The sequence below is a fragment of the Roseovarius sp. MBR-51 genome, from assembly GCF_053628575.1.
In genome coordinates, this window is record NZ_JBRJGQ010000023.1 from 1 (window position 1) to 26,793 (window position 26,793).

General features: G+C 57.5%; 30 protein-coding genes. 19 read left to right on the top strand and 11 right to left on the bottom strand.

Annotated features, from left to right (window positions below; all coding sequences use genetic code 11):
* Together ACSSVY_RS20555 and ACSSVY_RS20560 are read right to left on the bottom strand one after the other, a co-directional pair.
* On the bottom strand, window positions 1–476 hold a 476-nt coding region (locus ACSSVY_RS20555; protein WP_454271735.1), incomplete at its 3' end, for a hypothetical protein.
* Between the two features lie 18 nt (window positions 477–494).
* The gene (locus tag ACSSVY_RS20560; protein ID WP_454271736.1) at window positions 495–1,121 is read right to left on the bottom strand and encodes a type IV secretory system conjugative DNA transfer family protein; all 627 of its coding nucleotides are present in this window, start codon (window positions 1,119–1,121) and stop codon (window positions 495–497) included.
* A gap of 3 nt (window positions 1,122–1,124) precedes the next feature.
* On the opposite strand from ACSSVY_RS20560, the gene ACSSVY_RS20565 reads away from it, so the two are divergent.
* The 3 genes from ACSSVY_RS20565 (at window position 1,125) to ACSSVY_RS20575 (ending at window position 3,893) form a co-directional block, all read left to right on the top strand.
* Complete coding sequence (locus tag ACSSVY_RS20565; RefSeq protein ID WP_348409306.1) at window positions 1,125–1,784, top strand: plasmid pRiA4b ORF-3 family protein; 660 nt, start codon at window positions 1,125–1,127, stop codon at window positions 1,782–1,784.
* 118 nt (window positions 1,785–1,902) lie between these two features.
* The gene (locus tag ACSSVY_RS20570; RefSeq protein WP_348409305.1) at window positions 1,903–2,484 is read left to right on the top strand and encodes a recombinase family protein; all 582 of its coding nucleotides are present in this window, start codon (window positions 1,903–1,905) and stop codon (window positions 2,482–2,484) included.
* A gap of 23 nt (window positions 2,485–2,507) precedes the next feature.
* Entirely contained in the window at window positions 2,508–3,893 is a 1,386-nt protein-coding gene (locus ACSSVY_RS20575) for an ISKra4 family transposase (RefSeq protein WP_348409304.1), read from the top strand.
* Here ACSSVY_RS20575 and ACSSVY_RS20580 read toward each other — a convergent pair.
* Window positions 3,794–4,135, bottom strand: coding sequence for a type IV secretory system conjugative DNA transfer family protein (locus ACSSVY_RS20580; RefSeq protein ID WP_454271763.1), 342 nt, complete (start codon window positions 4,133–4,135; stop codon window positions 3,794–3,796). The genes ACSSVY_RS20575 and ACSSVY_RS20580 overlap by 100 nt on opposite strands.
* Before the next feature lie 264 nt (window positions 4,136–4,399).
* Between ACSSVY_RS20580 and ACSSVY_RS20585 the strand changes: the two genes are divergently transcribed.
* From ACSSVY_RS20585 to ACSSVY_RS20600, 4 genes are read left to right on the top strand one after another with little or no spacing between them, the layout of a single operon-like run.
* A complete protein-coding gene (locus tag ACSSVY_RS20585) occupies window positions 4,400–4,963 on the top strand; it encodes a recombinase family protein (RefSeq protein WP_454271738.1) in 564 nt (187 codons plus the stop codon).
* Complete coding sequence (locus tag ACSSVY_RS20590) at window positions 4,953–6,593, top strand: IS481 family transposase (protein ID WP_454271739.1); 1,641 nt, start codon at window positions 4,953–4,955, stop codon at window positions 6,591–6,593. The genes ACSSVY_RS20585 and ACSSVY_RS20590 overlap by 11 nt, the downstream gene beginning before the upstream one ends.
* The gene (locus ACSSVY_RS20595) at window positions 6,587–7,561 is read left to right on the top strand and encodes an ExeA family protein (RefSeq protein WP_454271741.1); all 975 of its coding nucleotides are present in this window, start codon (window positions 6,587–6,589) and stop codon (window positions 7,559–7,561) included. The genes ACSSVY_RS20590 and ACSSVY_RS20595 overlap by 7 nt, the downstream gene beginning before the upstream one ends.
* The gene (locus ACSSVY_RS20600) at window positions 7,558–8,325 is read left to right on the top strand and encodes a UPF0149 family protein (protein WP_454271743.1); all 768 of its coding nucleotides are present in this window, start codon (window positions 7,558–7,560) and stop codon (window positions 8,323–8,325) included. Before ACSSVY_RS20595 ends, ACSSVY_RS20600 begins: the two co-directional genes overlap by 4 nt.
* A gap of 123 nt (window positions 8,326–8,448) precedes the next feature.
* On the opposite strand, the gene ACSSVY_RS20605 is transcribed toward ACSSVY_RS20600, so the two are convergent.
* Together ACSSVY_RS20605 and ACSSVY_RS20610 are read right to left on the bottom strand one after the other, a co-directional pair.
* A complete protein-coding gene (locus ACSSVY_RS20605; RefSeq protein ID WP_454271744.1) occupies window positions 8,449–9,429 on the bottom strand; it encodes a type IV secretory system conjugative DNA transfer family protein in 981 nt (326 codons plus the stop codon).
* An 11-nt stretch (window positions 9,430–9,440) separates the two neighbouring features.
* Window positions 9,441–9,728: a mobilization protein gene (locus tag ACSSVY_RS20610; protein WP_454271745.1), complete on the bottom strand. Its 288-nt coding sequence runs from the start codon at window positions 9,726–9,728 to the stop codon at window positions 9,441–9,443.
* Window positions 9,729–10,374: 646 nt separating this feature from the next.
* Here ACSSVY_RS20610 and mobQ point away from each other — a divergent pair.
* The 3 genes from mobQ to ACSSVY_RS20625 all read left to right on the top strand — a co-directional run bounded on the left by mobQ (window position 10,375) and on the right by ACSSVY_RS20625 (window position 13,733).
* Window positions 10,375–11,721 (top strand): MobQ family relaxase, encoded by a 1,347-nt coding sequence (gene mobQ, locus ACSSVY_RS20615; protein ID WP_454271746.1) that lies wholly within the window; start codon window positions 10,375–10,377, stop codon window positions 11,719–11,721.
* 35 nt (window positions 11,722–11,756) lie between these two features.
* On the top strand, window positions 11,757–12,035 hold the full coding sequence (locus ACSSVY_RS20620; RefSeq protein WP_454271747.1) for a hypothetical protein: 279 nt from the start codon (window positions 11,757–11,759) through the stop codon (window positions 12,033–12,035).
* A gap of 813 nt (window positions 12,036–12,848) precedes the next feature.
* A complete protein-coding gene (locus ACSSVY_RS20625) occupies window positions 12,849–13,733 on the top strand; it encodes an ArdC family protein (RefSeq protein WP_454271748.1) in 885 nt (294 codons plus the stop codon).
* Window positions 13,734–13,829: 96 nt separating this feature from the next.
* Here the strand turns inward: ACSSVY_RS20625 and ACSSVY_RS20630 are convergent, their stop codons facing one another.
* The 5 genes from ACSSVY_RS20630 to ACSSVY_RS20650 are packed head-to-tail and all read right to left on the bottom strand — an operon-like array spanning window position 13,830 to window position 18,102.
* Window positions 13,830–14,951: an aminotransferase class V-fold PLP-dependent enzyme gene (locus ACSSVY_RS20630; RefSeq protein WP_454271749.1), complete on the bottom strand. Its 1,122-nt coding sequence runs from the start codon at window positions 14,949–14,951 to the stop codon at window positions 13,830–13,832.
* 47 nt (window positions 14,952–14,998) lie between these two features.
* Window positions 14,999–16,000: a proline dehydrogenase family protein gene (locus ACSSVY_RS20635; RefSeq protein ID WP_454271750.1), complete on the bottom strand. Its 1,002-nt coding sequence runs from the start codon at window positions 15,998–16,000 to the stop codon at window positions 14,999–15,001.
* Between the two features lie 3 nt (window positions 16,001–16,003).
* Window positions 16,004–17,080 (bottom strand): fatty acid desaturase family protein, encoded by a 1,077-nt coding sequence (locus tag ACSSVY_RS20640; protein ID WP_454271751.1) that lies wholly within the window; start codon window positions 17,078–17,080, stop codon window positions 16,004–16,006.
* A gap of 25 nt (window positions 17,081–17,105) precedes the next feature.
* On the bottom strand, window positions 17,106–17,399 hold the full coding sequence (locus ACSSVY_RS20645; RefSeq protein ID WP_454271752.1) for an AzlD domain-containing protein: 294 nt from the start codon (window positions 17,397–17,399) through the stop codon (window positions 17,106–17,108).
* Window positions 17,389–18,102, bottom strand: coding sequence for an AzlC family ABC transporter permease (locus ACSSVY_RS20650; protein WP_454271753.1), 714 nt, complete (start codon window positions 18,100–18,102; stop codon window positions 17,389–17,391). The genes ACSSVY_RS20645 and ACSSVY_RS20650 overlap by 11 nt, the downstream gene beginning before the upstream one ends.
* A 93-nt stretch (window positions 18,103–18,195) precedes the next feature.
* On the opposite strand from ACSSVY_RS20650, the gene ACSSVY_RS20655 reads away from it, so the two are divergent.
* The 9 genes from ACSSVY_RS20655 (at window position 18,196) to ACSSVY_RS20695 (ending at window position 25,260) form a co-directional block, all read left to right on the top strand.
* On the top strand, window positions 18,196–18,648 hold the full coding sequence (locus ACSSVY_RS20655) for an Lrp/AsnC family transcriptional regulator (protein WP_454271754.1): 453 nt from the start codon (window positions 18,196–18,198) through the stop codon (window positions 18,646–18,648).
* A 267-nt stretch (window positions 18,649–18,915) separates the two neighbouring features.
* Window positions 18,916–19,455 (top strand): recombinase family protein, encoded by a 540-nt coding sequence (locus ACSSVY_RS20660; protein WP_454271755.1) that lies wholly within the window; start codon window positions 18,916–18,918, stop codon window positions 19,453–19,455.
* A 35-nt stretch (window positions 19,456–19,490) separates the two neighbouring features.
* Entirely contained in the window at window positions 19,491–20,378 is an 888-nt protein-coding gene (locus ACSSVY_RS20665) for a DUF4238 domain-containing protein (protein ID WP_454271756.1), read from the top strand.
* Window positions 20,375–21,049 (top strand): HNH endonuclease signature motif containing protein, encoded by a 675-nt coding sequence (locus tag ACSSVY_RS20670; RefSeq protein WP_454271757.1) that lies wholly within the window; start codon window positions 20,375–20,377, stop codon window positions 21,047–21,049. The genes ACSSVY_RS20665 and ACSSVY_RS20670 overlap by 4 nt, the downstream gene beginning before the upstream one ends.
* Window positions 21,050–21,415: 366 nt before the next feature.
* Window positions 21,416–21,742: a HigA family addiction module antitoxin gene (locus ACSSVY_RS20675; RefSeq protein ID WP_454271758.1), complete on the top strand. Its 327-nt coding sequence runs from the start codon at window positions 21,416–21,418 to the stop codon at window positions 21,740–21,742.
* Window positions 21,739–23,370 (top strand): Eco57I restriction-modification methylase domain-containing protein, encoded by a 1,632-nt coding sequence (locus tag ACSSVY_RS20680; RefSeq protein WP_454271759.1) that lies wholly within the window; start codon window positions 21,739–21,741, stop codon window positions 23,368–23,370. Before ACSSVY_RS20675 ends, ACSSVY_RS20680 begins: the two co-directional genes overlap by 4 nt.
* The gene (locus ACSSVY_RS20685; protein WP_454271760.1) at window positions 23,367–24,278 is read left to right on the top strand and encodes a XamI family restriction endonuclease; all 912 of its coding nucleotides are present in this window, start codon (window positions 23,367–23,369) and stop codon (window positions 24,276–24,278) included. Before ACSSVY_RS20680 ends, ACSSVY_RS20685 begins: the two co-directional genes overlap by 4 nt.
* A 122-nt stretch (window positions 24,279–24,400) precedes the next feature.
* The gene (parA, locus tag ACSSVY_RS20690; RefSeq protein WP_454271761.1) at window positions 24,401–25,051 is read left to right on the top strand and encodes a ParA family partition ATPase; all 651 of its coding nucleotides are present in this window, start codon (window positions 24,401–24,403) and stop codon (window positions 25,049–25,051) included.
* Window positions 25,051–25,260 (top strand): plasmid partition protein ParG, encoded by a 210-nt coding sequence (locus ACSSVY_RS20695; RefSeq protein ID WP_067291621.1) that lies wholly within the window; start codon window positions 25,051–25,053, stop codon window positions 25,258–25,260. The genes parA and ACSSVY_RS20695 overlap by 1 nt, the downstream gene beginning before the upstream one ends.
* Window positions 25,261–25,277: 17 nt before the next feature.
* Here the strand turns inward: ACSSVY_RS20695 and ACSSVY_RS20700 are convergent, their stop codons facing one another.
* A complete protein-coding gene (locus tag ACSSVY_RS20700) occupies window positions 25,278–26,363 on the bottom strand; it encodes a replication initiator protein A (protein ID WP_454271762.1) in 1,086 nt (361 codons plus the stop codon).
* Window positions 26,364–26,793: the final 430 nt, after the last annotated feature.

The window sequence follows — 26,793 nt, forward strand, 5'->3', positions numbered from 1 at the left end:
GTGGACGCGTTGCTGGCCAAGAAACGAGGAAGCGTCACCGTCAGCACCAGGGCCACAACCAATGCACCCAGACCAAACCAGGGCAGGCGGCTTTTGAGACGATCCGCTTTCTGTTCCCGTTCGAACACCGCTCGATAAGCTGTGGACCTGTCATCTTCCGATTTGGCCAAGGCCCCGATGGTCTTGTCCGTCTGGACGCAAAGCCGTCTGACAATCTCTGTCATCGCGTCTGCGGTTGCGCCCAGGTGGCTGTCGAGGGTCTGGCCCAGAAGATCTCCGTACTTTTTCGGATTGGTCTGGTCCCGTGCGGCGAAGGCCGCGATCCGCGCTTCCGTTGCAACCTTGATCTGCTTGTCCGCCACGGCGGTCAGATCGTCGATCCTGTCGGACATACTGGCGACAGCCGTTGCCATGAGATCGAGCGTTTCGCGCAGATCGTCGTCGGAGAGGGCAGGGAGGTCGGGTTGGTCTGGCATCGAGAGGCGTCCTTCGGATTACTGGTCCTGCGGGACGAACAGCCCCTTGAACTCGGGATCGGCGTAGTAGCGCAGCTTCTGCGCCACGGCGGTGGCTTGCCCCTGCACGCGCAGGAGCTGGTTTTCCGGGCGGAGCTGCATAATTTCATCTGGAGTGAGCAGATCGCGGCCCGTGAGGTTGTTGCTGAAGCTGGGGCCGTCACCGGGCTTGAAGCTGTCAGTCTGGAATCCGGCGGTTTCCTGGCCGATCATCTGGCTCAGCCACTTGGCTGTCTCGAAGTCATTCACCCCGAAGACCTGCTGCACCCCGGCATTGGCAATGAAGGTGCCCGCGCGTTCGCCGTAGAGGTCCTTGAGCTGGCTCATGTCCTGCAGGATTGGCCAAAGCTGGAGGCCATAGCCCGCCATCAGCCCCATGGCGCGCTCCACGGCCTCCAGACGGCCCAGGGCCGCAAACTCATCCAGGAGGAACAGCGTGGGCGTCCTGAGGCGCTGTGTACCTCCCTGAGCGCCTGCAGGGCTACTCAGGGGCCTCACGGACGCCTCAGCGTCCCGAGCGATGTCCTGAAGGGCCTGAGACACCAGAAGGAGAGTACCGCAAAGTGCGGGGCAGTTGCCGGTGGCGGGTGTTGATGGCAGTGTCATAACATGGAAGCATCGGGGCAAATCTATCAGCTGAAAGTTCGCCTTCTCGGTATCAGTCCGATGATCTGGCGGCGGGTGTTGGTGCCTACTTCGACGACCCTGCGCGAACTGCACGGCATTCTGCAGGTAGCCATGGGCTGGGAGGGCATTCATCTGTTCGTCTTTGACATTCATGCTGTGCGTTACGGCTCGTTCGAATTGTTTGCCGCGAACCCGGATGTGTCACTGTACCAGTTTGGGTTCCGCGAAAATGATCGGTTCTCGTATGTCTATGATATGGGCGATCATTGGGAGCACGAAATCCGCCTTGAGGCGATCAACCCGCCACCAAAGAAGACTTATCCGATCTGCACGGGCGGTTCGGGGGCTTGTCCGCCGGAAGATTGTGGGGGGCCACACGGGTATGAAGAGCGCCGGGATGAAGCTGACGGGTATGATGCATGGCGCGACATGGGCGTGATGTCAGATTTTCTTGAAGACATCGTCGCGGCGAATGCCCCCGAAAGGAAAGTGTCTGACTTTCTGAATGACGATGTTGAGGATGCGATGGAGCGGATCAAGGCACGTCAGCCGTTCCTTGAGGACAAGTTTTCACGGGGTGATGCGAACAAGCGATTTCGCGCCGGGGAACACCGTACCCTGATGCACCAGCAGATGTGGTAGAGGGTGTCCGGAAAGGATCGGTTACGTACATGCGTTGCAGATATGTCCTAAAATTATATTGACGGCATATTGAACACACCTATGATTCTGGACACCCATTTCTTTACAGTGTGCGTCCATGCCCAGAATTTTTGCCTATACCCGGGTCTCAACCACAGAGCAAACCCCGGAAAACCAGCTTCAGGAAATCGAAGCGGCGGGTTTCAAGGTGGAACCGCACCGCGTTGTCGAAGAAACCGTATCCGGGTCCGTGGCCATTGCGCGCCGCAATGGGTTCAGCCGATTGCTGGACAAGATGGAACGGGGTGATGTGCTGATCGTCACCAAGCTGGACCGGCTGGGGCGCGACGCCATCGACGTCAGCACCACCGTGGCCAGACTGGAAGAGGTGGGCATCCGTGTTCACTGCCTGGCCCTTGGAGGGGTGGACCTGACCAGTTCCGCTGGAAAGCTGACCATGGGAGTGATCAATGCCGTTGCCCAGTTCGAACGCGACCTTTTGATCGAACGCACCCAATCCGGCCTCGCGCGGGCCAAGGCGCAGGGAAAACCACTCGGGCGACCGACTGCGCTGACGACAGGTCAGCAAGCCCAGGTGCGCGAACGGATTGCTGCTGGCGAAACCGTTTCGGCCATCGCCCGCGACATGGGCACCAGCAGGCAGACGATCATGCGCGCAAGGGATGCGCAGCCCACATAAAATAAGAGCAGGCAGGAAAACACATGAACATCGAGATCGAGGTCAAAATCACCGGGCCGGACGGTGCGGCACATACGGAAAAGGTTGCGATATTCAGAAAAGGCACTGACACTGTTGGCGAAATCGGATTTTCGATCAGCGAAAGCAAGGAGCTATTGCTCAAGCTGCAGCAGGAAATCGTGTCTGCGCAATGCGTGGCTTATTGCGCAAAACGTTCCTGTTGTCCGTGTTGCGGGCAAAAGCTTCGCGGCAAGGCGCGGGGCCAGATCCGGTATCGCACCGTGTTCGGCGATGTGGCCGTCCCGAGTCCACGCTTCTACAATTGTCAATGTCACGACGGTCCGGCCAGCACCTTCAGCCCATTGACCGAGCTTCTGCCGGACCATGTCGCGCCGGAGCTGCTTTGGCTGGAAACGAAATGGGCGTCGTTGGTGTCATTCGGTGTGACAGCTGACATTTTGAAGGATGTTCTACCAATCGACGCGCGGCTCAGCCCGGACACCATCCGCAGGCACCTTGGCCGCGCCGCCACACGGATGGAAGCCGAACTGGCTGAAGAACGGTTCAGCTTTATTGAGACCAGTGCCGTTCAGCGAGAACAACTCCCCAATCCGGAAGGGCCGATCACGGTCGGAATTGACGGTGGATATGTGAAGTCACGGGACAGGGGCCAATCTCATTTCGAAGTGACGGTGGGCAAATCAATTCCCACGGACCGCCCGAGCCGGTATCTCGGTCTCGTCCAGAGCCATGACGACAAGCCAAAACGGCGGTTGCATGAGGTACTGAAAGATCAGGGCTGGCAGGAAAACCAGCCGGTGACATTCATGACAGATGGTGGCGATACTGTCATCAACATGGCGCTGCACATGGCACCCGCCTCGGAACACATCCTCGATTGGTTCCACATCACCATGCGCCTCACCGTCATGCAGCAATATGTGAAAGGCCTGGCGCATTATAATGAAGGGGATGCCGAAAAGCTGGCCAGGTTGCTCCGCCAGATCAAAGGCTTCCTCTGGAATGGAAACCTGCATGACGGGCAACTGGTGATCGAAGATCTGGTCATGGACCTGGACGAGATCGAGACGGATTACGCCAGCATCAAGGCGTTGCGCAAAGCCGCGACCGAGTTCGAGACATACATCGCCAACAACAAGGACATGATCCCGAATTATGCCGAGCGACGACGCTACGGCGAGCGCGTCTCCACCGGTTTTGTTGAAAGCACCGTCAACACCGTGGTCGGAAAACGCTTCGGAAAACGCCAGCAGATGCGATGGTCAAAACAAGGTGCTCACCTGATGCTTCAGACTCGTGCCCGCACCCTCGATGAAACGCTTAGGGCCAAGTTCGAGCAGTGGTATCCCGGTCTGAAACCTAACGCGGAAACGCAAATGGTGGCCTGATTGCCCCTAACTTTGCGGTGCTCTCCCAGAAGGCGCAGCCAGCGGCTGTAGGCGTCCATCCGGTTCGGCGGCAGCACCAGAAACACCGAAGCGATCCGGTGGCGCAGATCGGAGAAGTGGAAATCCGACTGCGACAGGACTCTGGCAATGCGCGGACTGTCGAGGAAATGGGTGTGGCGCTGTGCGTTGGATAGCTGTAACGGATTGCATTTATCCGGCGCTCGGATTGCAAACAGCGTGATTTTTCGCTCGGATTAATTGCATTTATCCGGGGTGGCAAACTCACATTATTTGCGAATGCGATCAGATTATTTGCGACGCGATTGCAATCATCCGGCTCGGATCACTTTATATGCGAACGGGATGTCTGACAAACGTAGGTTTGCCTGACGGTTCTGTTGGGCGGCAAGCCTGTGTTGTTTTTGTTTGGCAAATTTGTCTGTTTACTGCGTCCTGATATCAGCGTATGCATTTCAGACGTTTTCGCGGAATTCTAAACGAACCCCATGCTGATTGGCTACGCGCGCATTTCTACCGAGGATCAGAACCTCTTCTTACAGCAGGATGCCCTCCGCGCAGCTGGCTGTGAGCGCGTATTTGAAGATAAGATCAGCGGGGCCAAGGCGGAACGCCCAGGATTGGAGCGTGCCTTGGAACAGCTGCGTGATGGCGACACCTTGGTTGTCTGGCGTCTGGACCGTCTCGGGCGATCCCTGAAGGAACTGATTGCCCAAGCCGAGGAGTTGAAACGTATGGGCGTCGGCCTGAAGAGCCTTCAGGAATCCATCGACACAACATCCAGCGGCGGCCAACTCATTTTCCATATGTTTGGCGCGCTTGCAGAATTTGAGCGCAATCTAATCCGGGAACGGACACACGCAGGTTTGACGGCGGCGCGGGCACGGGGTCGCAAGGGCGGGCGGAAGAAGGCGTTGGATCCAAAGAAGCGCGCGCATGCGGTCGAACTTTACCGCGCACGTGAGCACACAGTGCCTGAGATATGCAGCTTGATGGGGATCTCGCGAGCCACGCTTTATGCCTATATTGACGAGTTTTCCGATGGCAAATAGGAGCCGTCGACTTCCGCCGGAAACACTTCTGGCTTTGCGCACCCGGCTGTCGGGATTGCCACCACGATCTGCGGCCCGTCGGGAAGAGGTGGCACGCATTGCTGACCTGTTTGGCGTCAGCCCCTCGACGGTTTACCGCGCCCTGAAAGCTCTGCACCAACCAAAGGGACTGCGCCGTGCGGATCGCGGCAAGCCGCGTGGTCTTTCTGAACAGGAAATGATGCGATACTGTGAGATCATCGCGGCCCTGAAAATGCGAACGCGCAACAAGAAGGGGCGGCATCTTTCGACCAACCGCGCCATTGAGCTCCTGGAAGAGCATGGCGTTACTACGCCTGAGGAGGGGCATATCCAGCCGCTGAAAGGCGTGCTGAAGCCTCCAACGGTAAATCGCTGGCTACGGACCTGGGGCTTCGATCAACCGCGCATGACGCGGGAGGCCTCCGCCACTCGATTTGAAGCGCGCCATTCCAATTCCTGTTGGCAGTTCGATATCAGCCCGTCTGATCTGAAGCATATCGAGCAGCCCGCTTGGGTGGATCCGAAGCGAGGCCAACCTACCATGATGCTCTACAGCGTGGTCGATGATCGTTCTGGCACCTCCTATCAGGAATACCGCTGCGTCTACGGAGAGGATGCGGAAAGCGCGCTGCGCTTTCTGTTCAATGCCATGGCCCCCAAGGAAGACAGCGATTTTCAGGGTATTCCGGAGATGATCTACCTCGACAATGGTCCGGTTGCCAAAAGCCTGGTGTTCCAGACCGTGATGGAACGCCTTGGTGTGGAATGGAAAGCGCACATGCCCGCTGGTTCAGATGGGACCCGCACCACTGCCCGGTCCAAGGGCAAGGTTGAGCGCCCCTTCCGAACCGTGAAAGAAGCCCATGAGACGCTCTATCATTTCCACGCCCCGGAAACCGAAGCGGAAGCCAATCTCTGGCTGAAGAATTTCATCAACAAGTATAACGACAAGCCCCACCGCCGGGAGCCACATAGCCGGATTGAGGATTGGGTGGCCAATCTGCCAGAGGCGGGCATTCGCGAGATGTGTTCCTGGGAGCGGTTTTGCGCTTTCGCCCGGGAGCCGGAACGCCGCAAGGTATCCTCAGATGCACGCGTCTCCATCGACGGGACTTATTATCAGGTCGACACCGACCTTGCTGGCGAGGAAGTGCTGCTCTGGTGGGGATTGTTCGACCATGAGCTATTCGTGGAATGGGGCGACAAGCGCTATGGCCCCTATCGCCCTGAAGGCGGGCCAATTCCGCTGCACCGTTACCGTAAACGGAAGCCGTCACCGCGAGAGCGCCGGGCGGACGCGGTGGCAAAACTGGCTGAGCACATCAGCCTACCGCGCACGGCACTCGGCGGAGCTGTTGAAGAAGTCGCCGCCGATGTTGTTCCGCTTCCCAAGGTGAAGTTCAGTGACCCCGATCCTTGGGGTCAAATCGCCTATGAGAATGAGCTCAGCGCGAGGCGGGCGATATCCTACCTGCTGGATCGCCCCCTCGCGGAGCTTTCACAAGAAGACAGAACGTTTGTCGGTGAGTTGGTTCAGCGAACCCTGAACAAGGGCGAGATCGAGGCTGAGATCAAACATCGTTTTCAGAAGAGGCCTCCGGAATGTTAAACCGACAGATTATGGAGCATTTCCGCATCAGGCGACATTGGAACCAGGCCGGGTATTTCGAGACCGAGCGGTTGGCCCAGTTCCGGGAAGACGTGATGACAGCGATCATTGGAGGGCATTTGGTTGCGATCACAGGCCCGATCGGTGTCGGAAAAACAGTGATGATCAACCGCCTTCAGGATGAGATCACGGCCAACAAGAAGATCATTGTTGCACGCAGCCTGTCTGTCGATAAGCCGCGCGTCGTGTTGCCTGCGTTGATCACAGCGTTGTTTCTCGATCTTTCTGGCGACCCGGAAATGAAAGTGCCGACGCAGCCGGAACGCCGTGAGCGGCTCTTACTGGAAGCTGTGCGCAAGGCCAAGAAACCGATTGCCCTCTTCATTGACGAGGCCCACGATCTGCACGGTAACACTCTGAGTGGGCTGAAACGGCTCCGGGAGGTGGTCAGCGCCGGCGGCGGAACGCTATCCGTCGTGCTGGTGGGCCACCCGCGGCTACGCAATGACCTGCGACGCGCCACGATGGAAGAAATTGGCCATAGAACAGTCAAGTTCGAGTTCAGCAGCATTGGCGATGACCGACGTGAGTTCATTGCCTGGTTGCTTGGTCAATGCCTCGAAGACGGCGTGGATACGTCCAGTGTGTTCGAAGATGCCGCTCAAGAGTATTTGGCTGACCGTCTTTCAACACCCTTGCAGTTTGCGGAGCACTTGAACCGCGCGTTTGCCGACGCCTATCGGATGGGTGCGGATCAGGTCACCCGCGACATCGTGGGCGAAACCATCTCCGTGGGCTTTGATGATCTCGATGCGCGGCTGGCCCGCATTGGCTATACGCCAAAGGCGCTGGCTGATCTTGCCGATACCCGGCTGCCTGAAATGCGCCGTTTCCTGAAGGGGCAACTGGATCCCGATAGGACAGACGAACTCTCGACCCTCATGCGAAAGGCTGGGCTGCCCATATGACCTCCCTCGACAAACCGCTCAGCTATGCGGAACAAGATCGAATTGATGCCGTGCTTGCGCAGAAAAACGGTGGCTACATTCAGACTTTCTCGGCTCTGGACGGAATGCTCGCCGCTGTTGTCTGCGCGCCCGACATGGTCATGCCAAGTGAATATCTCGAAATCATTCAGGAAGGGGAAACAGATGACGACTACCTGTCGTTCAAGGATGAAAAGGAAGCGGAGAAATTTTTCCGCCTGATTATGCGGCACTACAATACCGTGCTTAGCTGTATTCGGGATTTTGGCGAGGTGGTCGATGGGGAGTACGTGTTTTACACCCCAAGCCTGCTTGAAGATGAGAACGGCCATGTCGTCACTGAGGAATGGGCCAAAGGCTTCCTGACCGGCACCCACCTGAGGCATGAAGAATGGGCGCGATTTACCGATGCGGCCCGCTATCCAGACGGTGAAGAAACCCCGCTCTTGAGCACGCTTCTCTTGGCGTATGAACACCACCCGGACCCAGAGCTACGACCGTTCAACAAACCTCTAACGGATGAACTTCGACAGCAACTCGTCGCCACCGCGGTGATTGGCATCAAGGAAATCTACGATGAGTTCTCAGTCGAACGCAGCGTCTATCAAGGAGGGACAGGCCAGCTGGATGATGGCTCGGAGGTGTTCATGAGAAACCAGCCAAAAGTAGGTCGAAATGACCCTTGCCCATGCGGTTCAGGCAAAAAGTTCAAGAAGTGCTGCGCCACCCTGAAAATCGTTCAATGATCCCGTTCGCATATAAAGTGATCCGAGCCGGATGATTGCAATCGCGTCGCAAATAATCCGATCTCATTCGCAAATAATGTGAGTTTGCCACCCCGGATAGACGCAAATAATTCGAGCGGGAAATCACGCTGTTTGCAATCCGAGCACCGGATAAATGCAATCCGTTACAGATAGCACCGAGGCCGCTTCGCGATCCGCCTTGCCGAGGAAGCGGTTGGCGGCACGGGCAATCAGCCCGCCCGCCGCATCGCTGTCCTGCATCAGTTCCAGCAGCGCGCGCAGCTTTTCCGGGGGCAGGGTGAGATATTCCCGGACGGTGGCGAGAGACCGGCGGTCGCGATCCTCGTGGCAGACGCAGAACATGATCAGGCCGCCGAGGATGGCCTTGGCTTCCTCGTTCCAGTGCGCTTCCGTCACCTGGCCCGGCGGGTCCATGACCAGCGCCTCTGTCAGGGAGGCCGCATCCTCGCCCAGATCGAGGCTGTCCGGTGTTAGCCGGTCGAGTGGGTTGTAGGCGGCGGAGGGATGACCGCTGACCTCAAACGGATCGAGGACATGGACCGTCCCGAACCGTCGCCGGGCTTCCCCGGCGATCCGGGCATTCTCGCCCTTGGGGTCGATGACCAGAACCGAGCGTTCCGCCGCCAACAGGTTCGGGATCACAGTGCCGACGCCTTTCCCGGCCCGTGTCGGGGCGAGGGTGATCAGATGGGCGGGACCGTCATAGCGCAGCAGCCGTCCGGTGTGGGGGTTGCGCCCGATCAGAAGGCCGTCTTCCCGCTGGAGCTTCTTCAGTTCCTTGCGGTTGGCGAAGCGGGCGGAGCCGTGGCTGTCGCCGCTCAGTCCAAAGAAGGCATCGGCCCCGGAGGCCATGCGCCAATACTGGAACCCGAAGACAGCGCCCACAAACATCAGGGGACCGAAGACCAGCCACTGCCACGCGCTTTCACCGGGCGGCTGGTCAAAGAAGGCGAAGATGAACGGCGTGGCCACGAGCGCCCCGATCATCGCGCCGAACAGGACCGCGCCGATCATCCAGCCCAACAGGATGGGCGTGAAGATCAAACGACCGAAGAACCGGAACAGCCCTCCCAAGACGAGCATCACGCCCCGCATCAGGATGGCGTTTCCGGATCAGAGCCGGACGGGGCAGGGGAGGGAGTTCCCCAGTCCGCGAAAGCCTTGCGGTCCTGTTCGCGGGGCAGGTTGCGGATCAGCCGGTCGAGTATGGCAGCGGCCCCGGAATCCCGCTCTGCCAGATCGAGGAGCGCACCGCCCAGGATCACCTTGCGCCGCGTGTCGAGTTTGCGCTGTCTGGTGGCTTCCCGATTCTTCAGCGCCTGAAGACGGGCCTTGGCCTGGGCATATCGTTTCTCGGCGCGCTCAAGTTCTGTTTCTGCCAAATCTCTACCCTCGCCACCAAACATTCTTTTGGTTGAAGTTCTTCTTGCCAGATCAACCGATAGCGCTTACCCGTAGGCCTGTAAAGGACAAGGGCGCACTTATGCAAACTCTTCACCTGCGGTTCCGAGATTTGCGTGCGATCTCTCTGGGGCAAAGCCCCGGCCGATGGCCATCCCCTTCGCTGCGTGCCGCCGCGACATGGAAGGGCGCGCAGCCCCTTCCAAACCATCCCAGCCCAACCTTGGCGGTTGGATCGCGTCCCGCAAGGTCGCGCCAGCGTCTCGCCCGATGCCCCACGGTGGGGGCCGGTCTGCCGCTGGCGTCTTCCTTGCGGGAGGTTCGTGTCGTCGGACCTGACGGTGCCGACACGAACCGGGTTTGCCCCCGGCAAACCGCCAGTGATCTACCCCCATATCCCGCCCCCCATGAGGCTGGGGATCTGGGGGTAGATCACTGGCAAGCCCGCGCGTCGGAGAGCCGTTGGCTCGCCTCAAGCGGGCTGTCTTTTCCCCTCAGACCGCGCCGGTTTGGGGCGCGATCCTGCGGAGAAAAGACGGCTGACCCGGTGGCCCATGTCGGGGCATGGGCCGGGATCAGCAGCGGCGTGCGTCGAGATCGTTTGCATCACAGGCGAGGGGAGGGCGCATGGCCAGCTACCACCTCTCCGTGAAGACGATCAAACGCAGCGCCGGTCGCTCCGCCACGGCGGCGGCAGCCTACCGTGTCGGGGAGCGCATCGAGTGCCAGCGCGAAGGCCGTATCCACGATTACACCCGCAAGCAGGGCATCGAGGAGACCTTCATCCTGACCCCGAAGGACGCCCCGGACTGGGCCTCGGACCGGTCCCGCCTCTGGAACGAGGCCGAGGCCAGCGAAACCCGTCGCAACTCCGTCACCGCCCGCGAGTGGGAGCTGGCCCTGCCGTCCGAGATCAGCGCCGAGGACCGGTCGCAGATCACCCGCCAGTTCGCCGAGGAGCTGGTCAGCCGCTACGGCGTGGCCGTCGATGTTGCGATCCATGCGCCGCACCGGGAAGGTGATCAGCGCAACCACCACGCCCACGTCCTGACCTCCACCCGCAAGCTGGAGGCCGAGGGGTTCACGGCCAAGACGCGGGTGCTGGATTCCGCGAAGACCGGCGGTGTCGAGATCGAGCAGATGCGTGGCCTCTGGGCTGAATTGCAGAACCGCGCGCTGGAGCGTGTCGGGGAAGTCGAGCGTGTCGATCACCGGTCGCTTGAGACGCAGCGCGAGACGGCGCTGGACCGTGGCGACAAGCTGTCTGCCGAGGAACTGGACCGCGACCCCGAGCTGAAGCTGGGGCCAGCGGCCAATTCCATGGAGCGGCGGGCGAAGGCGATGGCCGAGCGTCAGGGCCGGGAATACGTCCCGGTCACCGAGCGCGGCGCTGTCGTCCATGCCGCCCGCCAGGCCCGCGCCGCTTTCCGCGAAATGCGTGAGCGGCTGGATATTGCGCGGGAGACCTACGGCATCGAGCGCGAGGCCGGGCAGGGCCGCATTTCTGCCGGTCTGGCGGCGCTCAGGGCCGCGACTGCGAGAGATCGCGACGGGCGCGCGTCAGATGATATCCGGGAGCGGTTGTCGCAGGTTGTGGGCCGGTCACGGGACCAGGACGACGCGCCGAAGCTGGAAGGCCGCAATTATGCGCGCGAGCGGCTGAAGGAAATCATGGAGAAAGACGCGGGCCGCGACGGCCAGGCGGCGGTTCACAAGCTGGACGGTCACAGCGAAAATGACCTTGGTGAGGAAGCCGCGAGACCGTCGCGGACCCCCGCCCAGCGTCAAAGGCAGGACCGCTCCGACGACATCGCGCGCGAGGATCGCAAGCCGTCCGTGAACGAGCGTCTGAAGGATGTGCTGAATAAGCCCCGCGAGCGTTTGGAACCGGACAACGACCGCGAGCAGGAGCGCGATGACAACGAGAATGAAAACACGCGGGACAGGGATCGTGGCGAAGGCCACAGCCTGTGACGCAAGCCGATGACACAACAGAGGAGATTGATCGAATGTATGAAGTATTCAACGTGGGCAAGACGATCTTGCTGGACGGCAAGCCGCTATCGCTTGTGACGCCCGCAGGTGTTGAAGGCTGGATCGAGAAGGGCATCCCGCACAGCTACAGCTATGACCTGGTGCGCGATCCGCTGGACGGCAAGATGAAGTACCGCTGTCTCTATGAGAAGGACGGGGCCGATGTGCCGTTTGTCCTGGTCAATGACCCGGACGATGGCGACGGGAGGGTGATCTTGTTTGATGAGCAGCCAGACCATTGGCATCAACTCTGATCGTTCCAGCAATTATTGGCCGGAAACGATCAGAGAGGGCTTTGAACTCAGATTTTTCTAAGCGCCGAGACTCAGAGTAGGCTGCGTATTTTTAGAAGAAGGTATACCACAGTTAACACGGCGATTATGGTTTCAAGCATATGCGACCCCATTCCAGGACGCGGCAGGACTCATGAACTTTTGTCCAACACCGCGAGGGTTGAACTCCATTTCAGATCGGCCGAGCAGGAGGAGGATTAACCTGCGACGCTTGGAATGGGGCTGCTCTTTTCTTTGGTTCGGTTCGTTATTGAGCAGCGCATCTATATGGAATGGATGCCGTCTACTGCTAACATGGGTGATTGGCGGGGTTTTGCAAGGCTCGGTGTCCTCGCCTGCCGGTTACTTGCGTTCGAATGCTGCAAAATCATTGAAATAGGTACCGTGATCCCGGCAATGTGCCGGTCTCGCTTTGAGCGATAGACAAGGCTGGGGATCGACGGGCTGACGCTCGCTCACCCCAACCCTGACAGCTTCAAAAATCTGTTGATCCGCCTGCCATCCTGGCAGGTCCGAGAAAACCGGCAAGCGCCGCCTATGGCGTCGGTTCCGGTCGAGAATTCCGGTTCCTCCCACGCCCAGGCGCGCGGTTCCCTCCCAAATTCACGCCCTCCACCCGGTTGTCACGGCCCCGCCAGGCCGCAGGACGGGCTTTGCCCTTACCTGCTCTGCCCTTCGGAATGCATGGGCATTCCAAAGATCAGAACAGGAAGGCCCGCCCATTGGCGGAAAGGGGAGCAGACCCGGCCCGCGTCACTCGAAGGAGGGTCACAAATGACCGCAGAGAAGTTTGACGTTTATTCCCATGTCACGAACCAGATTGTCGCGCAGATCGAGGCGGGAACGCCGCCCTGGCGCAAGCCGTGGACCGGCGGCGGGGCATCGGTCAGCTTGCCGGAACGGTTCAACGGCGAGGCTTATCGAGGCATCAACATCCTGATGCTTTGGGCGACCGCCATGGCAAAGGACTACAGCTCAGCTCGCTGGATGACGTTCAATCAAGCCAAGCAGCTTGGGGGCCATGTCCGCAAGGGCGAGAAATCGGCAACTGTCGTGAAGTACGGCACCGTCGAGCGCGAGGACGAGAACGGCGAGGAACGCCAAATTCCCTATGCCAGGGCTTACTGCGTGTTCAACGCCGACCAGATCGAGGGCCTGCCCGCCGAGTTCTATATCCTGCCCGATCCGCCCCGTGATCTTGGCACCGTGGCCGATCCCGAGCTGGAGGCGTTCTTTGCCGCGACAGGCGCGCAGATCGACACGATCGAGGAGCCGCGCGCCTATTACAACATCAAGACCGACCGGATTCACATGCCGCCGATTGGAACGTTCTATCGGGCAGCTGGGTATTTTGGCACCTTGGCCCATGAGACAATTCACTGGACAGGCGCGACAAAGCGGCTGGACCGCTTAGGCCGGTTCAATGACCGCAAGGCCTATGCGTTTGAGGAGCTGGTCGCGGAAATCGGAAACTGTATGCTTTGCGCGCAGATCGGGGTGGAGCCTGAATTCGACCAGAGCGCGGCATATGTCGAAGGATGGCTTGAGGCGATGAAGGAAGACAGCCGTGCGATATTCCGCGCCGGGTCCGAGGCGCAGAAGGCTGTGGATTACATCATGGACCGCACCGCACAGGCCGACAGGATGGCCGCTGAGTAACCGCCCGCACCTCCTAAAGATAGCCCGGCACGAGGCCGGGCTGAGTTAGCGGGAATGCCGCTCAGGAAGGAAGGGATGAACCGGGCAATGGTTCGTCTATTCAGCGGAAACGGTGCTGTCAGAGAGAAGTGGGATTAAGACTTTTAAGGCACGGGCCGCCTCGTCGAGTGTGATCTTGTTGGAGGAGAGCCGGACCGCTTCCACATGGCCGTTTGGCAACATGTAGAGTGGGGTATGCGAGCCCTTGATTTTCCATCCGGCGACACCGTTCTCCCGCAGTTGAGCAACTACGTCAGCCGCCTTCATAGTCTCGTGACGGAAAGAAAAGATACCGCCACGGTTCCGGCCCGGATCAATAGCAGTGATACCCTCTAGCGCGGAGAGCTCCCTTCGGATCATATCAAGACCATCCGTCCGTCGAGCGTCGCACCCAAGCAATTCCTCGACAGCCGTCGCGAGACCTAAAATCGCCCCGCAATTCCGCTCCGCCGTTTCAAGAAAGCGGGCCGTACTCAGGTCTTTTTCGACCCGCCCATCGTGCTTGATGTCCGATAAGTGAAGGTCGACGAAACCGGCCGTCATCTTCTGCCGAAGCTCAGAGGAGACGTAGGCAAAGCCAGTCCCTCGCGGGCCGCAGAGAAACTTACGGCCTGCCCCCGTGAGGGCATCACAACCGATCGCGCTTACGTTTATATCGACTTGGCCAACTGCCTGACATGCATCCACAATGAAGGCAGCAGGGAAGTCCCGTACCACTTCTCCGATCTCCTCGACCGGGTTCACGATGCCGCAACAGGACGGAATTTGGACGACCGATATCAGTCCGACATCCTCGCTCATGTTCTCGCGCAACCATCTGAGATCAATGTCGCCAGTAGCATCGCAAGGGATTGTGACTAGCTCCAAGCCGTGCTTCTCAGCGAGAGCCAAGAGGTATTGTAGGTTGCCCGCGTACTCGTACTCGGTTGTCAAAACCCGCTTGGCGGCGGCCAGCGGAACGCGGCTCACCACCTCGATCCAGGCTCGTGTCGCATTGTCAAAGATCGCGACATCCTCGCGCTCACACTGGAGTAGGCGAGCGAGAAGGTTATAGATGCGCTCATCCAGATCAGCAGAGTGATCCAACTCGGTGTCGTAGGCACCCACAGATTGCTCGATCTTGAGATAGGTCGAAGTGGTTTTGAGAACCGCGTCGGAGACCGGACCAGCACCGGCCATGTTAAGATACGCGAAGGGCAACGAATGGGTGGAAGGTGCATCCATCGTCAATATCTCGCACCAAAGACGACGCGGCTCGGGTCATAGAAATCAGCGAAGGCTTCGAGAAGGTTCGGCGTATGCTCGGCCAACCGATGGAGGAAGTGCAACAGCCATTCCTCTCCATAGACACCGGTGACTCGGCTGGTAATGCCCTCATCTTTAAGCGCTCGCTGCAAGTCCGGATTGCATCCGTGCAGGGCGTCTACTTCGAGGGCCTTTTCAAGAAGGCCTTCTTCTCGGAGCCGCTGAATCAAACGACTGTCATGCGTGGCAATCGAGAAGTGTGTGCTCGACGATGCGAGCTTAGCCGCGATTTCCATATATTGATCATCGAGCGCTGAACCCCGTGGCAGGGCTAAGGTCGGATGCTCGTCATAGACGCCCTTTACCAACCTGATACGCCGTCCCGTCATGATCAGGTCAGGCAGGTCTCCGATCGTCCGCTTGAGGTAGGCTTGGATGGTGATGCCCAAGTTCTTGTGAGATGCCGCCAGCGACTTGAAGATGTCGAGGATCTGATCGGTGTGGGATGTGCGCTCCATGCTGATCATGATCGTCGCTCCTTGTGTGGCAGCGACTTCAGCGATTTTCGCCGTGTTCTCGGCAGCCAGCTCGCGGCTGATCAACATCCCCACGCTCGATAGGTCGAACCCGAGTTGCAAACCCTCAGAAAAGGGATGCTCGCGGGCGGCTTTTAGGAATCGGATGTTCTCTTCGACAACCCTCTCAACCTGAACTGCATCAGAGATTTCTTCCCCGACATGTTCGGCCCCGATCAGATACCCTTTTCCATTCAGGACGTTGAAATTTTCGGCAGCCTCCTCGATCGACCCACCGACGATGTATCGGGAGACAGGTGAGGCAAATAAGTTTCTGATCGCCGCATCACCTGAAAATCGTTCTCGAACCACAGGGTTTGCAGCAAGCCGTCGAAGGCCCATGGCAGCGTTGAGACGGGTAGTTTCGGAGACGTCCGACAAGTTTTTGCGAAACTCAGCCTTAGACATAGCTCATGCTCCTTGTGCCAAGGGATGTTGAACGAGAAGACGCTCGGCGAAGCTCTGGCGGGGTGAAGCCGGATTGCCTGTCATGACCTCGGCTTTGTATTTCTTCACGTAGGAGATCAGCGTTTCTTCGTCTGGGTGCCGACGGGTGAAAATCCCGCCCCACATGGCGTCCCACTGCCGGTATGCGTCGTCTTGAAGCAGAACATCATGGGCACGCTTCAGGTTACAAAACGGAATGGTAGGGAAGATGTGATGGACCAAATGATAGCGATCGTTGTGGCGACCGAACAGGAAGTTCTCAATCGCCCACCCTTTCCGATTGCGGGTCATAAGTAGGCGCCGATCTTCGGATTCCGGCAGAGGGTAATGCTCTGCCAGCTCGGCGCACCAACCAATCGCGATGTACGTCGTGAAGCATGGGACAATCCAGAAGAGCAGGAATTCCAGCCAAACATTGAACCAAGCGACAAGAGACAACACCATAATCCAGGTCGCCGCGAACAGAAGCCGGTCAGTCGTGATCGAGATCGGCATGCGGATCACTACCTTATCCTCAGAGAAGAGGATGCGATCATGATAAATGTACTTGATGTACTCCCATGATCGATATCCAATTAGCGCAAGAATTAGGTTTTTCCAAATGAACTGGGCATGGCTTTCCTTGGCTTCGTACAGTCCGAGCAGAATGTGGAAATTGTAGTCCGGATCGTTTTCAGGATCGCCGAAATGCCGATGATGAAACCCGACATGTGAGTTTCGATACGGCGTAAACATGTGAAAGATCAGATACGAAGTGAGAACGGTGCCGCCGATGAAATTGAGCAGCCTGTTTTTGGCAAAGTGGAAATGCGCAGCCTCATGCAGGATATTGGCAAAGGTACGCTGCCCCGACCCGATCAAGACCAGTGCGATCGGGTAGAACCAATAGGAAACAGCGAGAGTGAGGTAGATTGATCCGGCGATGACGGCATACTCAAATGCCAAAGTGCGGATTGCGGCGACATCGCTAGGCTCCGAAAAGTCCTTGAGCTGGCGAAGTACATCCTGCCCAATTTCGAAGTCATGCTCGGCATATTTCATCGAAACCTCCAACGGGGTGGGACAATTAGAGAACGGTCTGAAGTAGAGCGAAGGTGGCAACGCCGCCCATCATTGTTAGGATCACGTGGTTTGAGAGGATGGCGACCCCGAGCGCAGCGGCAGCGGCCAGCCAGCCCGCAAGGGACATATTCGCAAGCGAAGACGATACGAGGGCGACAATGAGGATCCCCGGCAAGTCCTGGAGGACCCAGGCGAAGCGAGACGCTTGAAAGAAATTTCCGGTTACCAAGCCTAGGGATCGAATGGCGAAGGTGGCAACGGCCAGACCGCCAATCAGCAATACGACATCATGGTTCATGTGTCGGCCCCCGCATTTCCCGGATCACAAACGTCGCGATAAGGCCACCGACGGTGCCAATAACGATGGCATTCGCGGTAGACGCCAGCAGCTTGACGGCACCGATCGAGATGAAAAACGTAACTGCCCAAGGAAGGAGATCAGCACGCGTGCGCCACATTCCCCGACCCATCGCGATGAATGCCGCTGTGAACGCAAATCCGAGGCCGAGCTGTTCGAGGTCCGGCGCGGTATACCCGACCACAGCGCCCATCGTCGTTGACGTGACCCAGGTCACGATCATGACTGCGCCAGCTCCGACCAAGAATCGACTGCCGATTCCGACGTCTTTGTTGGCCGCCGAGACCGTTAATGCCCAACTCTCATCGCTCGTAATGTGAACGGTCGCGAGCTTTGCCCAGAGAGACATGCCTTTCAGCATGTCCGTCAAAGATGCGACAATGCCTATGTAGCGAAGGTTCAGAACAGCCCCGGCAAAGATGGCTCCAAGGATGCTCGACGAGGATGCAAACTGCTCAACAGCAACGATCTGCGCAGAACCCGCATGGACCATTCCGCTCATGAGCGGGACGCTCCACCATGGTAAGCCAAGCTGGACCGCCAGAAACCCAAAAGCGAACCCATAGACAGCTGCGCCAGCGGCAAGGGGCAAGATCGCGAATTCGCCAGACTGAGGTGGAACGGTCATATGCATAAAGATCATTCAACCGCCGATTGCCGATATTTGAAACAGGAATTTATGGCGTTTTTCGAGTATTTGCTTCAGTATCAAGTGGTTTTGTGATCCAATACAATCATGGATGATTTGGATCGCAGAATCTTGGGGATTGTGCAGTGCGACTCACGCACGACAATCCAAGACCTAGCCGACAAGATCGGCTCGTCGACAGCATCGGTGCAGCGCCGCCTCAAAGCTCTGCGCGATAGTGGCGCAATCAAGAGCGAGGTTGCCTTGCTTGATCAACAGGCCCTCGGCCTTGGCATCACAGCCGTTGTTTCTGTCGAGCTAGAACGTGATACGGTTGACCAAACCGCAACCTTCAAACGCAAAGCATTGCACGACCCAAACATCACAAACTTCTATTGTATCGCCGGTGATGCAGACTTCGTGATGATCGTCGTGGCCAAGGATATCACCGACTACGAAGCGTTCACGCACCGCTTCTTCTTCTCCGACAAGAACGTTCGCAAATTCCGGACGTCTATCGTCGTGTCCACTGTTAAGGCCACGCTCGAACTTCCAGTCTGATTTCATCTTGGCCAAAGTATCGGCCTTGGGCCTTCGATCAACATTCTGCCGCAGCGGTAGCAAGGGTGGCCTGACAGCCAATTTTGACCAGCGGCACCAACTTGTCTCACTGGTTGTGAACCGGTTTGTGGGTTCTCTGTCATTACTGCCGCGAAAACGGTCGTTTCTGCCGCTCTACTCTGTCCCAAGTAGGATCAATCGCTTAGCCATGACAAAAACCCACGGCAAAACCTTTGCAGTTTTGGCAGGTTTTTGGCACAGTTAGGCATGATCATTGGATATGCCCGCGTCAGCACTGACGACCAGAGCCTTGATTCACAGACTGACGTGCTTTCGGACGCTGGAGCCGGGAAGATTTTCGCGGATCGGATCAGCGGATCGAAGCGCGCTCGACCGGAGCTGGACAGGATGCTGGACCAGCTCCGCAATGGCGACGTTGTGACCGTCACCAAGTACGACCGCCTGGCGCGCTCGATGAAAGACCTGCTGGAGATTGTCGAGACGATCCGCGCGCGCGGAGCCGACTTCCGTTCCCTAGCTGAGGATATCGACACGACGACGCCGGCTGGCCGTCTTGTGTTCCATGTTTTTGCTTCCATTGCCCAGTTTGAGCGGGAACGGATTTCAGAGCGGACCAGAGAAGGTCTGGCATCCGCCCGCAAGCGGGGCCGGATTGGAGGAAGGCCCCCTGCCCTGTCGCCCGCTCAAAAGGATGAGGTGCGCCGCATGAGGGACGACGAACACCGCGCGGTTCCAGAGATAGCGCGACTGTTCAAAGTCAGCGAGAGGACCGTGCGGAGAGCATGAGTTCTGGATCGAAACCCACTCGCCGATGCCATTGGGTGCCGCAAGCCTATCTAAAGGCATTCGCAGCGGATAATCGAAAACCGCCACGTATCTGGCGTTTGAGTAATCAGGAAGATGATGCTGAGTTGAAGCGCATCGACCGGGTGGCCGTCAGAAACCATCTGTATGTTGTCAGGGATAAAGAAGGTCAACGTGACGACGCTCAGGAAAAGCGATTTGCCGATCTCGAGCAGTTCTTCTCTTCAAAACCTTGGAAAGCCCTGCAAACCGGTTTTGTAGACCTGTCAAACCAGAGCATTCGCAAAATGGTCGCCCTTCTGGCAGCTACTATGTTTGTCAGAAATCCTGCTCACTTCGAGCTTTCGACGCGTATCCATCAGTCTTTCGTGGATGCCTTCACCGGGCCTCGGGGCTTGCCGGATGCCGTGATTATCGGAGGGAAACGGATCGCGCTGGACCACTCTTCATGGTCAGAACATGCGAACGCTTCTGAGGATGATCTCAAGCGCAACTGGTTCGACATGATGAATTCTTGCGGAGACATCGCCAAGATGTTCCTTGGCATGAGGTGGGCCATGGTCGCATCGGACGAACCCGTTTTCATTACATCGGATCAGCCAATTACCTTTCTACATCCCGACCTTCACTTTCGCGGTATAAAAAACCTGGAAACATCAGTGATCTTTCCGATCAGTCCTACTCGTGTTCTGTGTATGGACCATCGGCACGGGGAACCAGCCAACGAATATTATGCCGCTCAGAACGACGGTGCCGCGATCAACATGCTGGTTTGGCGCGAGGCGCTTGAGTTCATGTTTTCGCCGCGAGACCCCCACGAGGTCTGCCGCCAGATTCTGAAACTGGAGGAGGACATCGCAGCGGGTGAAGGCGAAGGGCCGACAGACAGATTGGATATTTCATGACGACGAGAAAGGCTCTTCCGAAACGCCTCGAAAAGACGATCTATCAGCAGTTTGGCGCGCAATGTCCCTTCTGCGGCGAGCAGGACGTTTCGACCTTGCAGATTCATCACATTGAACCACACGCTGTAGTTCAAGAGCACTCAGCCGAAAACCTTCTCCTGACATGCGCCAACTGCCATCAGAAGATCGAGGATAGAAGGATATCCGCCCGGGATGTTCATCGCGCGAAGTTCGAGGCCGAGCAGGGCGGTAACGTGAGACCCAAAGCGTCAGGCACTGCAAACTCGAACACGGTGACGGTCTCAGGCGACAATCACGGTATGGTCGCGAACAGTATTTCCGTTCAAACGTTGAAAACATCTATAAATGTCGCGCCGATGTCAGGGACGATCTCAGCCAGCTACTCCCGGCGAAACTACGCGAAGTATCTGATCGACAGATACCATGATTTCAAACGAGCTGAGGTTGGCAAAGGGAATGTTCGCCACGCCGTAATTTACAAGAGCATCGAGCGTGAATTCGGGGCGAAGTGGGACAATCTTCCTGAAGAGAGGTTCGAGGCACTGGTCAGCTACCTGCAACGGCGGATTGACAGCACTCGTCTTGGCAAAAACCGAAAGGCGCGGGGCCAAGCTCGATATTCAGCCTTCGATGAACATCAGACCAAATGATTGTCATGCTTGCGAATTGCTCTAACCAAATCGGTTACCCGCAGAGGGCGGGAACCTCTGTGCCGCGTTGCGCCCTACCTCTATCGCCGAAGTTAGCAGACCCCTGCCCTCACTAACCTCAGGTCCCCCATGCGAAGGCTGCCATCGAAACGAAGCGTGAGACGGTTACCGGCATGGTCGAAATATTGGGTGTGAAGGAACTCGAATTCTGCGCGCTGTGGGCGTCTGCATGTGAAGTGCTGAGGCATTTGTGCATCAATTGATTTTAAGTTGACGCCCAAAATGAGAACATATAGTGAACATTGTTGTAAAGCGTGACGCTACGCAGCACGGTGAAAAGCAACCAAAACAGAGGGTTCGAGCCGCATGGCAACAAAAGAGCAACAGAGCGCGCCAATCCATCCCGGCGACTTCGTGCGATCCGAGATCATTGACCGGCTGGGCATTTCCATCACTGACGCGGCACAGGCGCTTGGAGTTACACGGCCAGCCTTGTCGAAGTTGCTGAATGCACGCGCTCACCTCTCGCCAGAAATGGCCCTTCGGATCGAGAAGGCCTTCGGTGTGTCCATGGATGTGTTGATGAAGATGCAGAACGTCTTCGACATCGCCGAGGCGCGTCGGAAAGAGAAGCAGATCAAGGTGGTTCCTTTTACACGAAAAACCCCTTTCCAGCAGGCGAGGTCAGCATGAGACCGGCAGCGAACACGGTTGCTGAACTGATCGGAAGCGAAGCCGAACTGGTTGCAGCGTCCTTGGCCCTTGGTGCAATGGAGTCGGGAGGCCCGTTGGCGAGTGCAGAGATCGAGCTGGCCAGGATGGCGGCTGACATTCGCCTGCCCGATATGACCATCACTACACTTCGCGCGCTGATCGAGAGCGGAGAAGACCCACTTGGGTCGGCTTTTTCTGTCCTACGGTCTGCCGAAGAGAGGCGCGCTCAAGGGGCGACCTACACCCCTGCCCCAATTGTTCGGAACATGATCGAATGGGCCGCGAGCAAGAGAACACCCTGCCGGGTCATTGATCCGGGTGTCGGGTCCGCCCGGTTCCTCAAGAGCGCTGGGTTAGTGTTCTCCAAAGCACAACTTGTCGGCATTGACGTTGATCCGCTCGCGACGCTGATGGCTCGTGCCAACCTCGCAGTGGTAGGCCTAGGGCATCGCTCTAGGGTGATCCTTGGGGATTTTCGCCAGTTCGACGACCAAGTCGACGGAAGTACGCTCTACATCGGCAATCCACCTTACGTTCGGCACCATCAGATCGACCCAATCTGGAAAGAATGGCTTGGGGTTGAAGCCGCGAAGATGAACCTGACAGCGAGTAAGCTGGCGGGGCTACACGTTTATTTCTTCTTAGCCGCAGCCCGTTCCGCGAAGCCAAAGGATATGGGGGCGTTCATCACTGCGTCAGAGTGGCTGGATGTGAACTACGGAGCGCTGGTGAGATCGCTCATGCTGGGGCCTCTAGGTGGCAAGAGTATCACTGTCATAGACCCGACAGCACAACCCTTCCCCGACGCCGCCGCGACTGCCGCTATTGCGACGTTCGAGATCGGCGCGCAGCCCAAGTCAGTCTATTTCAAAAAAGTCGACAACCTGTCGGCCTTGGGAGACCTAGGGAAAGGTCGCCGGGTGCATCGGGACAGGCTGGCCGCGGAAGGACGTTGGTCGCACCTAACGCGAACCGCAGAGAAGCCGCCCGAAGGTTACGTTGAGCTTGGAGAGTTGTGCCGGGTTCACCGTGGCACTGTGACCGGAGCGAACGGTGTCTGGATTGCTGGAGAGCATAGCGTCGGCCTTCCGGCATCGGTGTTATTCCCGACCATCACGAAAGCGCGCGAGGTTTTCGACGCTCATCTAGGCTTGCTTTCCGCTTCTACGAAGCTGCGCTGTGTGATCGACATTCCGCCTGATCTCGACCAGCTCGACGCGGTAGAGCGCAAAGCCGTCGACAAGTTCCTCAAAGTCGCACGCGCCATGGGAGCGAGCAGCGGTTATGTGGCACGCCATCGAAAGGCTTGGTGGTCCGTAGGACTACGCTCTGCGGCCCCTATCGTGTCGACCTACATGGCCCGCCGTCCGCCCGGTTTCGCCATCAACAAGGCCGATGCACGGCACATCAACATCGCACATGGCCTCTACCCACGCGAGCATCTTTCCGAGAAAGCAAAGCGGGCACTAGTGGACTTTTTGCAGACGAATATTTCCCAAAAGTCCGGCCGGACCTATGCGGGTGGCCTCACCAAGTTTGAGCCCAGAGAAATGGAGCGCATCTTTGTTCCCAGCCCTGAATTGCTGACTGGTGGAGTTGCCCTTTGATAGACCCGCCTATCTGGAGCGACGGCCAGCTCGAAACTGACCGTCTCAGTGCTATTGCTGCCTTCTCAAAAGAGCGCCTTGAGGAGCCTCTCGAGGATTATCTTGAAGCGTTTGACGTTTATCAGGGATATGTCGAAGAGGTCTTGGAAACGACCATCGACCTGTCCGATCTGGACCACACCGGCCTTGATATCCTGAGCGATCCGCGTCTTCTGGAGGCGTTTCGATATCTGGCCGGTCCGCCAATTTCTGAAGATGATCTGAAGGTTTTGGCTGACGCCCGGTCGCTAACCAAGAAGAACCTTGAGACCGAGCCGGAACTCGTTCAGCGGCTGATAGATATCGTTCGTCAGGTTCTGGACCGTCGAAGGTTCGCATGGGTGGTGGAGAACCGTGAGCCTACGGAGGCGGAACGAAGCGCCGCTGTTCTAGCGTCTGCTGCCCTCATGGCCGCCAGCCGCACCCAGACGAAAAGGCGCACGGCCGGGAAGAACCAACAGGAAGAACAAGTGAAAGAAGCCCTGCGGCAGCTTGGCTTCAAGGAGGTCGCGACGCGAAAAATTTCGACGATCTCGGAAGCTCCTGCCCCAGGCGAATTTTGTGGTGAATGCCTGCTTGGCAGCAGGAAGGGCGATATCATAGTCCGCCTATGGGATCAGAGAGTGATGCCTATCGAGTGCAAAGTCTCGAACTCTTCGACAAACTCGGTAAAGCGCCTCAACAACGACGCGGCCGTCAAGGCAACCAGTTGGAAGACCGATTTCGGGCTGCGACAGGTTGTTCCGAGCGCTGTCCTGAGTGGCGTCTATAAGCTCCACAATCTCACCGATGCGCAAGAACGCGGGCTGACGATTTTCTGGGCACACGATCTTGAGCCTCTGACTGACTGGATCGACCAGACTAGATAACATGCTGTCCTGCACTCTCCGGCTTCAGACCCAATGCACGCTTAGCACCAGTTGACGGTGGGCTTGTTGTGTCTCAAATACTCAGTTACAATTTTGAGTAAATACACAAATGAGGCAGAACGATGAGCATAATTTCCGTCCTGAATCCAAAAGGTGGCAGCGGCAAGACCACCATCAGCACCAATCTCGCCAGATCGCTGCACGAGATGGGATACTCGGTTCTGATCGTGGACAGCGATCCACAAGGCAGCGCACGTGACTGGCATGCAGCGAGTGAAGATAATCCCATCGAGCTAGTCGCGCTGGACCGTCCCAACAACGTCAAGACGCTGACCAGTATGGCAGCAAACTACGACTACGTGGTAATCGACGGTGCGGCAAAACTAGAAGACATGATCGCCGCCTGCATCAAAGTCAGCGACTTCGTTCTGATCCCCGTTCAACCATCGCCATACGACATTTGGGCCGCGTCGGACCTGGTGGATTTCATCAAGGCTCGCCAAGAGGTCACGGATGGATCGCCGCGTGCCGGGTTTGTGGTCTCCCGCGTCGTGGAAGGAACCCGGCTGGGCAGTGACGTGCGAACCGCACTGGACGACTACGCCTTGCCTGTCTGTGAGACGACCATAACACAACGCCAAGTCTATCCTCAGACGGCATCGGAAGGGCTGACCGTATTCGACGCCGACAATGCGAAGGCGAGAGCGGAGACCACGGCGCTGAGCAACGAGATACTGGCAGTGCTTACCACCGCGACACGGGAGGTCGCGTGATGGCCCTTTCCGCTAAACGTCCAAGCCGTGGCGACGAGGCCCGCAAACGCATCCTGCACGAAGTCACCGAGACGACTGAGAAGAAGAAGCGCCTGAATGCCGAGATCGAAGAGGCACTTTATCGCAAAATCAAGATTAAGGCGGTCGAGGAGGGTCGGTCAATCTCCGACATCACCCGTGATCTTTGGTCTGAGTATTTGAGTAAATGAGTGTTTGAGTAATTACTCTACCAGCCGTTGCGCCCGCGTTTCTTGAACCAGCTCTTGCAGAAACCGAGGAACGCGGCGTCCGGGTTCCTCGGTGGCTCTTTCTGTCTGGCGGCGTAGGCCCGCCACTCTCCGACCAGAACCTTGATGTCCCATGTCGGTGCCAGTTCCCGCGCCCGTTCCAGTGTATCAGGCGAGAGAGGCATGACATAGCCGCCGGTCAGTCTGTCCTGTTCTGGTTTGGGCGCATAGTTCTCCAGAAATTCAGGTTTGGGCGTTACCGTGAGGATGTCTGCTTCCATTCGGAAGGCATAGTCCGGCATGTGGTTGTGTTCCTCGTCAGCCTTACAGATTGCTCTGACGAGCCGCCGAAATTCCTTATCAGAAGATGTGGAGCCGGTTCGGTCCTTCAGCTTGTCCAGACCGCATTTCCATTCCGGTTGCGTCCCGCATTGCTTGCGTGCCAGCTCATACAGACGGCGTTCCAGAGGCTTACGAAGCTGGAAGTAGCGACGATTGAGCGTGAGAACGTCATCCCCAGCAATGGCGTTGAAAACCCAATCGGAAAGTGTGACTTCTAGATCGAGCATCCGGCCATCGCGGGTTTCGCGAACAATCCGGTAGCGGTCTATCAGGCTAAAGCCGTCAATCTGCTCCACGCCGCCCGTGGTGATGTTAGTCTCGATCTGCGTTCCCTGGAGACGTTCCAGCGCGGCTTTCAGGCCGCTGTAACCGGTTCCCGCAACTGGACGGTTTGTTGCGACAAGTAGGTCGTACGCCTTAAACCGAAGGGTTCTGTGAACCTGTTTTCCGTCATTCAGAGCCGCCATCACTTGAGAAATGCAATAGATCAGCACGTCACGGTCGTGGACAGTTGCGAGACCTATCATGTTGGGCCTGATTTCCACGTAGCTCTTTCCATCGGTAGCCACATAGCGTCGTTTTTTGGTGTCAGGCTTGGTCGAGAGGGTGAAGATTGGATGCGCCATCGACGCCATGTCGCCCTTGGGCGCAGCGTCGAAGATATCACAAACGAAGAAATCCCCCTGTGCATGTCGCAAGGGAAGAAGAGGCGTCCGATCCGGTTTCGTAATTTCACCCACCATGCCACTACTATTCGTAATTTCACACACCAAGGCAAGGGATTCGTAGTATCACCCACCAGACAGGCTTTCGTAAGATCACACACCATCTTTCGTAAGATCACACACCTGCTAACGTAATATCACCCACCAGAAACTAAAAATAAGCCGAATTAAATAATATTTTTCAATATCATAGGTGGTCACACGATTCGCGTAACACAGACTCTAACACATATATAACACCAAGCTCGCCGAACCGAACGAGCCACGAGCGCAGGATTGTTCGTTACCTCTGATAAAACACGCACGCATCGACACCTGTGGTTGTCGTGGTCCATGACGCGCCGAGGACAGCGCATGTGGACGCGTTGCTGGCCAAGAAACGAGGAAGCGTCACCGTCAGCACCAGGGCCACAACCAATGCACCCAGACCAAACCAGGGCAGGCGGCT

What these genes read in the sequence shown, in the direction of transcription:
- ACSSVY_RS20660 (WP_454271755.1), top strand. Translation starts at nt 18,916, where the DNA reads ATGATCATTGGATATGCCCGCGTCAGCACTGACGACCAGAGCCTTGAT.
- ACSSVY_RS20675 (WP_454271758.1), top strand. Translation starts at nt 21,416, where the DNA reads ATGGCAACAAAAGAGCAACAGAGCGCGCCAATCCATCCCGGCGACTTC.
- ACSSVY_RS20670 (WP_454271757.1), top strand. Translation starts at nt 20,375, where the DNA reads ATGACGACGAGAAAGGCTCTTCCGAAACGCCTCGAAAAGACGATCTAT.
- ACSSVY_RS20645 (WP_454271752.1), bottom strand. Translation starts at nt 17,399, where the DNA reads ATGAACCATGATGTCGTATTGCTGATTGGCGGTCTGGCCGTTGCCACC.
- ACSSVY_RS20655 (WP_454271754.1), top strand. Translation starts at nt 18,196, where the DNA reads ATGGATGATTTGGATCGCAGAATCTTGGGGATTGTGCAGTGCGACTCA.
- ACSSVY_RS20600 (WP_454271743.1), top strand. Translation starts at nt 7,558, where the DNA reads ATGACCTCCCTCGACAAACCGCTCAGCTATGCGGAACAAGATCGAATT.
- ACSSVY_RS20570 (WP_348409305.1), top strand. Translation starts at nt 1,903, where the DNA reads ATGCCCAGAATTTTTGCCTATACCCGGGTCTCAACCACAGAGCAAACC.
- ACSSVY_RS20605 (WP_454271744.1), bottom strand. Translation starts at nt 9,429, where the DNA reads ATGCTCGTCTTGGGAGGGCTGTTCCGGTTCTTCGGTCGTTTGATCTTC.
- ACSSVY_RS20630 (WP_454271749.1), bottom strand. Translation starts at nt 14,951, where the DNA reads ATGGCCGGTGCTGGTCCGGTCTCCGACGCGGTTCTCAAAACCACTTCG.
- ACSSVY_RS20575 (WP_348409304.1), top strand. Translation starts at nt 2,508, where the DNA reads ATGAACATCGAGATCGAGGTCAAAATCACCGGGCCGGACGGTGCGGCA.
- mobQ (WP_454271746.1), top strand. Translation starts at nt 10,375, where the DNA reads ATGGCCAGCTACCACCTCTCCGTGAAGACGATCAAACGCAGCGCCGGT.
- ACSSVY_RS20640 (WP_454271751.1), bottom strand. Translation starts at nt 17,080, where the DNA reads ATGAAATATGCCGAGCATGACTTCGAAATTGGGCAGGATGTACTTCGC.
- ACSSVY_RS20650 (WP_454271753.1), bottom strand. Translation starts at nt 18,102, where the DNA reads ATGATCTTTATGCATATGACCGTTCCACCTCAGTCTGGCGAATTCGCG.
- ACSSVY_RS20565 (WP_348409306.1), top strand. Translation starts at nt 1,125, where the DNA reads ATGGAAGCATCGGGGCAAATCTATCAGCTGAAAGTTCGCCTTCTCGGT.
- ACSSVY_RS20620 (WP_454271747.1), top strand. Translation starts at nt 11,757, where the DNA reads ATGTATGAAGTATTCAACGTGGGCAAGACGATCTTGCTGGACGGCAAG.
- parA (WP_454271761.1), top strand. Translation starts at nt 24,401, where the DNA reads ATGAGCATAATTTCCGTCCTGAATCCAAAAGGTGGCAGCGGCAAGACC.
- ACSSVY_RS20560 (WP_454271736.1), bottom strand. Translation starts at nt 1,121, where the DNA reads ATGACACTGCCATCAACACCCGCCACCGGCAACTGCCCCGCACTTTGC.
- ACSSVY_RS20680 (WP_454271759.1), top strand. Translation starts at nt 21,739, where the DNA reads ATGAGACCGGCAGCGAACACGGTTGCTGAACTGATCGGAAGCGAAGCC.
- ACSSVY_RS20700 (WP_454271762.1), bottom strand. Translation starts at nt 26,363, where the DNA reads ATGGTGGGTGAAATTACGAAACCGGATCGGACGCCTCTTCTTCCCTTG.
- ACSSVY_RS20590 (WP_454271739.1), top strand. Translation starts at nt 4,953, where the DNA reads ATGGCAAATAGGAGCCGTCGACTTCCGCCGGAAACACTTCTGGCTTTG.
- ACSSVY_RS20695 (WP_067291621.1), top strand. Translation starts at nt 25,051, where the DNA reads ATGGCCCTTTCCGCTAAACGTCCAAGCCGTGGCGACGAGGCCCGCAAA.
- ACSSVY_RS20585 (WP_454271738.1), top strand. Translation starts at nt 4,400, where the DNA reads ATGCTGATTGGCTACGCGCGCATTTCTACCGAGGATCAGAACCTCTTC.
- ACSSVY_RS20595 (WP_454271741.1), top strand. Translation starts at nt 6,587, where the DNA reads ATGTTAAACCGACAGATTATGGAGCATTTCCGCATCAGGCGACATTGG.
- ACSSVY_RS20635 (WP_454271750.1), bottom strand. Translation starts at nt 16,000, where the DNA reads ATGTCTAAGGCTGAGTTTCGCAAAAACTTGTCGGACGTCTCCGAAACT.
- ACSSVY_RS20625 (WP_454271748.1), top strand. Translation starts at nt 12,849, where the DNA reads ATGACCGCAGAGAAGTTTGACGTTTATTCCCATGTCACGAACCAGATT.